The following is a 7,268-nucleotide window of genomic DNA, read 5'->3' on the forward strand; positions in this document are numbered from 1 at the left end:
AGCATCCAAATCATCAACAATTAAACAGCGCATTTTCATACATGGTTTTAAAAGGTATAAAGTAAATGTGCGACCGAAAAATAAATTCCTAATCCTAACAGATCATTCGCTGTTGTAATAAACGGACCTGAAGCCAGTGCCGGATTTACACCAAATCTGAATAAAATCAATGGAGTGATCGTACCCATAAAGGAAGATACCAATACCACACAAAACAATGCAATGGAAACCGTAATAGCCAGGTCTAGCTCCTGCTTTAAAACAATATTGAAAATAAATACCAACGTAGAAATTGCAACGCCATTAATCAACGAAACGATAAATCCTTTCAGAAAGCGATCCAGTTCCATGCCAATATAAGTAGAATCTCTGGCCAATGATTGTACAATCATGGAAGAAGACTGGATACCCACGTTACCGCCGGTAGCTGTAATTAATGGTATAAAGAATGCCATGGCAGTAACCTGGTGAATCACATTTTCAAACAAGCCAATAAACTGTGCCCCTAAAATTCCTCCGATCATGCCCACGATCAGCCAGGGCAAACGGCTTTTGGAAAGCAGCCATACGGAATCGTCTTCCTCTGCATCATTCGAGATACCGGCCATCATCTGACGTTCCAGATCGGCTTGTTCGGTGATCAAATCGATAACGTCATCAATGGTAATCCGGCCCAATAACTTACCTTGTATATTTACGACCGGTACCGTTTCCAAATCGTACTTACGCATCAGGTCTGCCACTTCAGTTCCGCTTCTGTATGATTCTATACTTTTCACCATCGGGTCAAAGATATCAGCAACAATTGCATGTTCATCCGATAGCAATAATTTTTTCAATGATAGTAAACCGAGTAACCGCATATTGTCATCAACAACATAGACAGAAAATACTTTGTCTACATTCTTGGATTGAGCGCGGATCTCTTCAATACAACGGTCGATTGTCCAGTTCAGGTTGGCTTTTATTAATTCTTTCGCCATCAAACCGCCGGCACAATCTTCATCGTAATGCAACAGGTCAATAATGTGGTCTGCCTTCTCCGGGTTCCGGATAAACGCGATTACCTCTTCACCTGTCTGGATAGAAAGTTCATTGATGATATCAACAGCATCATCTGAATCTATATATTCAATAAAAGCTGCGATCTTCTCAGGAGAATAATTTTTTAAGATCCGCAAACGGATATCCGTATCCAATTCAGAAATAACCTGCGCACTTCTTTCTGTTGAAAGTATATTTAACAGCACCACAGACTCTTCCGTCTCAAGCTCATATAAAATGGTCGACAGATCCTGTTCAGGAATTTCCTCAACCAGTTCAAGCACAGCTTCGCTGTCTGCAAGCGTTAAATGCTGCTGCAGTACCTGGATAAATTCTTCTGTCAGTTCAAATGCCATACTATTTACCTGAAATCAAATTTGTCAATTCAAAAAACTCCTCCACAGATAATTGTTCTGCCCGTTTATCAAAGATAGGTAAATCCATAGATATGTTTTGCACGTTCACTGATTTGAGCGCATTTCTTAATGTTTTACGTCTCATGTTAAAGCCAGCCTTAACAACTTTGAAAAACAGATCTTCATTACATGGTAACGTTACGCGATCGTTTCTTCTTAAACGTATCACGCCAGACTTCACTTTCGGTGGTGGTGTAAAGACATGTTCATGTACCGTAAACAAATATTCTATATCATAATATGCCTGCAGTAAAACGCTTGTGATACCATAGGTTTTATTGCCATTCTTTGCAGCAAAACGTTCGGCAACTTCTTTCTGAAACATCCCGACAACTTCAGGGATCTGTTCTCTGAAATCAAGTACTTTAAATAAAATCTCTGTAGAAATATTATAAGGGAAATTGCCAATGATCGCAAAAGATCCAGGATACCATTCTGATAGATTGGCCTTTAAAAAATCGCCATGAATAACATCCGCTTCTTTTAATGGAAAAACTTTCTTCAGGTATTGAATGGATTCACCATCAATATCTACCACACGGGTATGATATTCTTTATGCTCAAGCAGGTACCTGGTTAATACACCCATTCCCGGTCCTATCTCAAGCACTTCTGAATAATTACCATGAAGTGTCAAAGCTTCAACAATATCTCTGGCGATTTGCTGATCATTCAAAAAGTGCTGTCCTAAATGTTTTTTTGCTTTAACCTTTTCCATATTCCCGAATTTTGCCCGAAGTTACATAACTCCTTTCAGCAATCCATATTCAGTTTATGAAGGATATAAACAATAACTTGTATGAAGGAAGGCTATAAAAGTAAAAAGCCTCCGACGAAAGAGGCTTTTTAGGAAACATTACTACTTTAACTAAACGAGCAAGAATTGTTAAAGATTTTTCAAACTAAAAATAGCTACGAATAAAATTTAAGAGCTATCCGCATCTGTTGTTATATACCCCGGAATAAGTCTTAAGTAACCGGATTTATAGGAGTTTTTTTAGAATAAATTTTCAATTGATTGAATTATATAAAGAATTGTAAAACTTCTGTGATATCTTTTGACTATCTTTGACTTGAATAAATTTATAAAATGACACCAACTATAGCATTTGACAGACCGATCATAGGAATTACTCTTGGTGATTTTAATGGCGTGGGTCCGGAATTGATACTAAAAACTTTTTCTGAGCAAAAAATATTAAAAATTTGTATTCCAGTCATTTACGGAAATTATAAATTATTTGCGAAGTATAAAAAAATCCTTGGCCTGTACGATGATTTGAATTTTCATTCTATAAAATCTATTTCTGAAGTTCAGCCACGCAAGATCAATTTAATGGTTTGCTGGGAAGATGATTACGAGGTAACTCCGGGCCAGCCGAGTAAAGAATCCGGCAAAGCCGCGTTTTTATCATTGGAGAAAGCCGTTACGGATGCACTTGCCGGAAACATCCAGGCAATTGTAACTGCTCCGATTGATAAAAAGAATATCCAGCAGGAAGGTTTTGCCTTTGCCGGCCATACAGAATACCTGGCAGAACGCTGCAATGTAAAAGATAACCTCATGGTAATGGTTAGTCCAACCATGAAGGTAGCTCTTGCAACTGCCCATATTGGCATTGCTCAGATTTCAGCGAACCTTACAAGAGAACGTTTGCTTACAAAAATCAATCTTCTGTATCATTCCCTGAAAAATGACTTCGGAATTATAAAACCCAAAATTGCCGTTTTAGGTCTGAATCCTCATGCCGGAGAAAACGGAATGATGGGTACAGAAGAACAAACATTGATTGCTCCTATCGTTAAAGAATTAAAAGACAAAGGTTTGTTAATATTCGGTCCATATCCGGCAGACGGTTTTTTTGGCCAACATCATTACTCAAAGTTTGATGGAGTATTGGCGATGTACCATGACCAGGGACTGGCGCCGTTTAAGGCTTTATGTTTTAACGAAGGCGTTAATTTTACCGGAGGGTTGCCATTTATCCGCACTTCTCCCGATCATGGAACCGCGTATGACCTTGCCGGAAAGAATTTAGTAGAGGAAGATTCGTTCCGTTCAGCAATTTATTTAGCCTGTGACTTGGTAAAAAACAGCCAGTTGGTTAAAAAATAACTGAAAATGAGGAAATATGAATCCACAACCCTTTTTTAAATCAATTGAATATTATAACTTTGCACCCCATCCTATAATAGTGTATGGAAAAGAATAAGTTAAGAGATTTTGATATAGAGATATCCAATATCAAGGAAAACGTACTCCACAAGTATGATTTCCAGCTTAACGATACCTTCTTTACATTATTTGAAGATAGCTTAATCCAGAAGGGATTATTGGAAGCAGTTGTTGAACTTGAAAAGACGCCCTTATTAATCCGCATGAACTTTATCATTAAAGGTCGTGTAGAATTAATCTGCGACCGTTCTTTAGATCCGTTTGAACAACCGATTTCATCTGAGCAGCTCCTCTTATTCAAGTATGCTGAAGAAGACGGAGAGATTACAGAAGAAATCATTGGCATAAAAAGAGAAACCATAAAAATTAATGTTGCTCAATATATTTATGAGTTCATTAATTTAGAGGTACCGATAAAAAAACTTCATCCGCGTTTCCAGGCAGAAGAAGAGTCTGATAATGAAGAAGAAACATTATTGATCTATTCTACTGAAGATGAAAATGAAGAAAAGAGTGAATCATCTGCTGAAGATTTAATAGATCCGAGGTGGTTGGCACTAAAGAGTTTAAAAGATAAAAGTAAGTTAAACTAGTAATAAAGAAATGGCTCATCCTAAACGCAAAATTTCCAAAACAAGGAGAGACAAGAGAAGAACTCACTACAAAGCGGTTGCTTCTCAGTTTGTTGAATGCTCTAATTGCAGCGCACCTGTCCTACTTCATATAGTTTGTCCGGAATGTGGATACTATAGAGGTAAATTGGCAATCGAAAAAGCCTTAGCAGTATAATCTGATGAGGTTAGCACTAGATGCGATGGGAGGAGATTTTGCTCCCAAGGCTATCATTGAGGGTGCCATCCTAGCCTCTGATTCTCTTCCTGCCGATGCAGAAATTATTCTAATCGGCAAGGAGCAGCTAATCCGTGAACATTTGTCTCAGCTTGAAGGAAACAAGAGCAGAATACAAATTGTTCATGCCGATGAGGTAATCAGCATGGCTGAACATCCTACAAAAGCCTTTTCACAAAAACCTAATTCCAGTATAGCGGTAGGTTTCCATTTACTGAAACAAAAAGAGGTTGACGCTTTTTGCAGTGCAGGAAACACAGGTGCTATGCTTGTAGGGTCTATGTTTAGTATCAAACCTATCGAAGGTATTCTTCGTCCTGGTATTGCCGGTTTTATGCCGCAAGAATCAGGACGTTTTGCTGTTATCATAGATGTTGGTGCAAACGCAGATTGTAAGCCAGAAATGCTTGCTCAGTTTGCGGTGATCGGTTCTTTATACACGAAATATGTATTCGGAATCGAAAACCCGAAAGTGGGTCTAATGAATCTTGGAGAAGAAGAAGAAAAAGGAACGATCCTTACGTTAGCTGCTCACCAGCTGATCAAGGATCTGGACAATATCAACTTCGTAGGAAACATTGAAGGTAGAGATTTATTTAACAACAAAGCAGACGTAATTGTTTGCGATGGGTATACAGGCAATATCATCCTGAAAATGGGTGAAACGTTTTATGATTTAGTTTCTAAGCGTGGATTTGATGACAACTTCTTTAACATGTTCAATTATGAAGAAGTCGGCGGTAGTCCTATTTTAGGAGTGAATGGCAACGTAATCATTGGTCATGGAATATCTTCGCCAAAGGCAGTCAAAAATATGATGCACCAGGCATACCAATTAACACAAGCCAAAATCTCCGAAAAAATTAAAAACGCATACAGCTAATCTCAACAACTAGAAGATGGGCAATGTAAAGGCATGTATCACCGGTATTGCAGGGTATGTACCGGATTATATTTTAACAAATCAAGAATTAGAACAACTCGTTGAAACATCTGATGAGTGGATTCTTTCTAGAACAGGTATCAAAGAACGTCGCATTTTAAAGGGAGAAGGCCTGGGTACTTCTCACATGGCAGAACAAGCAGTGAACAGCCTCCTTGCGAAAACGAATACCGATCCTTCCGATATCGATTTATTAATTTGCTGCACCACAACTCCTGATTATGTTTTCCCGGCTACAGGAAATTTAATCTCGGATATGTGTGGACTTAAAAACGCTTTCAGTTATGACATGAACGCTGCATGTTCGGGTTTCTTATTCGGACTTGTAACGGGTTCACAATACATTGAAAGCGGCAAGTTTAAAAAAGTCATTGTAGTAGGTGCAGATAAGATGTCTGCTATCGTAAACTACAAAGATCGTAATACATGTATTTTATTTGGTGATGGTGCCGGCGCAGTACTTCTGGAGCCGAATAACGAAGGTTATGGGGTTGTAGACAGCGTACTGAAAACAGACGGTTCCGGTGCACAGTACCTGATCATGAAAGGCGGCGGCAGCCGTCGTCCTGCTTCATTAGAGACTGTTATGAACAGCGAACATTTTGCTTACCAGGAAGGTGCAACTGTATTTAAATTCGCTGTAAAAAACATGTCTGATGTTGCTGCAGAGATCATGGAACGTAACCAGCTTACTGGCGACAACGTGCAGTGGTTGGTACCGCACCAGGCAAATAAACGGATCATCAATGCTACTGCGGAACGCATGAATGTTGGACCGGAGAAAGTAATGGTGAACATTGAACGTTACGGAAATACCACAAGCGCTACGATTCCATTGGTGCTTTGGGACTATGAAAAACAACTTAAAAAAGGTGATAATTTAGTATTGGCTGCTTTTGGTGGTGGCTTTACCTGGGGATCTGTTTATTTGAAATGGGGTTACGATCCTAAATAAATAAACGCATTGTAATTGTTTACTGAAATATTTAATACATAAGATTGTTAACACATAACTGGTAAAACTTTTAAAACAGTTATTCAAAATTAAAAGACTGATGAAACCAAAGGAAATTCAGGAATTGATTGACTTTATTGCAAGCTCTGGCTTGGCTGAAGTAAATATTGAAACAGAACAGTTTAAAATAAACGTTAAAAAATATCCGAACACTGCTGTTAAAGCTGCGGATATTATAATGCCTGCATTACCACAAGTTGCACCACAACAAGTATTACCGGTAGCTCAGGCTCCGGCAGTTGCTGCTCCGGTTGCAGCAGAACCAAAAGCTTCTGCACCAGCTGCTGATACAGCAAATCTGATTACAATCAAATCACCGATGATCGGTACCTTCTACCGCTCATCAAGCCCTGAAACTCCTGCATTTGTTAATGTTGGCGATGTGGTTGAAGCAGGCAAGCCCGTTTGTATCATTGTAGCAATGAAATTATTCAATGAAATCGAATCTGAAATTTCAGGTAAAATTGTTAAAATCTTAGTAGAAAACGCTACTCCAGTTGAATACGATCAGCCATTGTTCCTGGTTGAACCTAAGTAATCAATTGTTGTATAGTTCATTTTACTGGAAAGATATATGTTTAAGAAAATATTAATTGCGAACAGAGGTGAAATTGCGCTACGTGTAATCCGTGCTTGTAAAGAGCTTGGTATTAAAACGGTTGCTGTATACTCTGTTGCAGATAAAGAAAGTTTACACGTACGTTTTGCGGATGAAGCAGTATGCATAGGCCCTGCTCCTTCTAATCAATCGTACTTAAGCATACCAAATATCATTGCAGCAGCAGAAATTACAAATGCTGATGCAATCCACCCGGGTTATGGCTT

General features: G+C 38.7%; 9 protein-coding genes. 7 read left to right on the forward strand and 2 right to left on the reverse strand.

Going from position 1 to position 7,268, the window contains the following annotated elements; translation table 11 throughout:
• Window positions 1–47 precede the first annotated feature (47 nt).
• On the reverse strand, window positions 48–1,400 hold the full coding sequence (mgtE, locus tag ACTHJT_RS13140; protein ID WP_440238895.1) for a magnesium transporter: 1,353 nt from the start codon (window positions 1,398–1,400) through the stop codon (window positions 48–50).
• Window position 1,401: 1 nt separating this feature from the next.
• Window positions 1,402–2,178 carry a 16S rRNA (adenine(1518)-N(6)/adenine(1519)-N(6))-dimethyltransferase RsmA gene (gene rsmA / locus ACTHJT_RS13145; RefSeq protein ID WP_440238897.1) on the reverse strand — a complete coding sequence of 259 codons (777 nt, stop codon included), beginning with the start codon at window positions 2,176–2,178 and terminating at the stop codon, window positions 1,402–1,404.
• Window positions 2,179–2,550: 372 nt separating this feature from the next.
• Between rsmA and pdxA the strand changes: the two genes are divergently transcribed.
• The 7 genes from pdxA to ACTHJT_RS13180 form a co-directional block, all read left to right on the forward strand.
• Window positions 2,551–3,576 (forward strand): 4-hydroxythreonine-4-phosphate dehydrogenase PdxA, encoded by a 1,026-nt coding sequence (gene pdxA, locus ACTHJT_RS13150; RefSeq protein ID WP_440238899.1) that lies wholly within the window; start codon window positions 2,551–2,553, stop codon window positions 3,574–3,576.
• Between the two features lie 83 nt (window positions 3,577–3,659).
• Window positions 3,660–4,229 carry a YceD family protein gene (locus tag ACTHJT_RS13155; RefSeq protein WP_440238901.1) on the forward strand — a complete coding sequence of 190 codons (570 nt, stop codon included), beginning with the start codon at window positions 3,660–3,662 and terminating at the stop codon, window positions 4,227–4,229.
• A gap of 10 nt (window positions 4,230–4,239) precedes the next feature.
• Window positions 4,240–4,425 carry a 50S ribosomal protein L32 gene (rpmF, locus tag ACTHJT_RS13160; protein WP_440238903.1) on the forward strand — a complete coding sequence of 62 codons (186 nt, stop codon included), beginning with the start codon at window positions 4,240–4,242 and terminating at the stop codon, window positions 4,423–4,425.
• Window positions 4,426–4,429: 4 nt separating this feature from the next.
• Window positions 4,430–5,368 carry a phosphate acyltransferase PlsX gene (gene plsX, locus ACTHJT_RS13165; protein ID WP_440238905.1) on the forward strand — a complete coding sequence of 313 codons (939 nt, stop codon included), beginning with the start codon at window positions 4,430–4,432 and terminating at the stop codon, window positions 5,366–5,368.
• Window positions 5,369–5,384: 16 nt separating this feature from the next.
• Window positions 5,385–6,383 (forward strand): beta-ketoacyl-ACP synthase III, encoded by a 999-nt coding sequence (locus tag ACTHJT_RS13170; protein ID WP_440238907.1) that lies wholly within the window; start codon window positions 5,385–5,387, stop codon window positions 6,381–6,383.
• Between the two features lie 100 nt (window positions 6,384–6,483).
• Window positions 6,484–6,981 carry an acetyl-CoA carboxylase biotin carboxyl carrier protein gene (accB, locus tag ACTHJT_RS13175; protein ID WP_440238909.1) on the forward strand — a complete coding sequence of 166 codons (498 nt, stop codon included), beginning with the start codon at window positions 6,484–6,486 and terminating at the stop codon, window positions 6,979–6,981.
• A gap of 36 nt (window positions 6,982–7,017) precedes the next feature.
• Window positions 7,018–7,268, forward strand: a 251-nt coding sequence (locus tag ACTHJT_RS13180; protein ID WP_440238911.1) for a biotin carboxylase N-terminal domain-containing protein, incomplete at its 3' end; no start/stop codon positions are given.

It is taken from the genome of Cytophaga sp. (genome assembly GCF_051961495.1).
Taxonomy (GTDB): domain Bacteria; phylum Bacteroidota; class Bacteroidia; order Cytophagales; family Cytophagaceae; genus Cytophaga.

Excerpts from the sequence above, each read along its gene's own strand:
- ACTHJT_RS13155 (WP_440238901.1), top strand. The coding sequence starts at position 3,660 with ATGGAAAAGAATAAGTTAAGAGATTTTGATATAGAGATATCCAATATC.
- rpmF (WP_440238903.1), top strand. The coding sequence starts at position 4,240 with ATGGCTCATCCTAAACGCAAAATTTCCAAAACAAGGAGAGACAAGAGA.
- mgtE (WP_440238895.1), bottom strand. The coding sequence starts at position 1,400 with ATGGCATTTGAACTGACAGAAGAATTTATCCAGGTACTGCAGCAGCAT.
- rsmA (WP_440238897.1), bottom strand. The coding sequence starts at position 2,178 with ATGGAAAAGGTTAAAGCAAAAAAACATTTAGGACAGCACTTTTTGAAT.
- ACTHJT_RS13170 (WP_440238907.1), top strand. The coding sequence starts at position 5,385 with ATGGGCAATGTAAAGGCATGTATCACCGGTATTGCAGGGTATGTACCG.
- pdxA (WP_440238899.1), top strand. The coding sequence starts at position 2,551 with ATGACACCAACTATAGCATTTGACAGACCGATCATAGGAATTACTCTT.
- plsX (WP_440238905.1), top strand. The coding sequence starts at position 4,430 with ATGAGGTTAGCACTAGATGCGATGGGAGGAGATTTTGCTCCCAAGGCT.
- accB (WP_440238909.1), top strand. The coding sequence starts at position 6,484 with ATGAAACCAAAGGAAATTCAGGAATTGATTGACTTTATTGCAAGCTCT.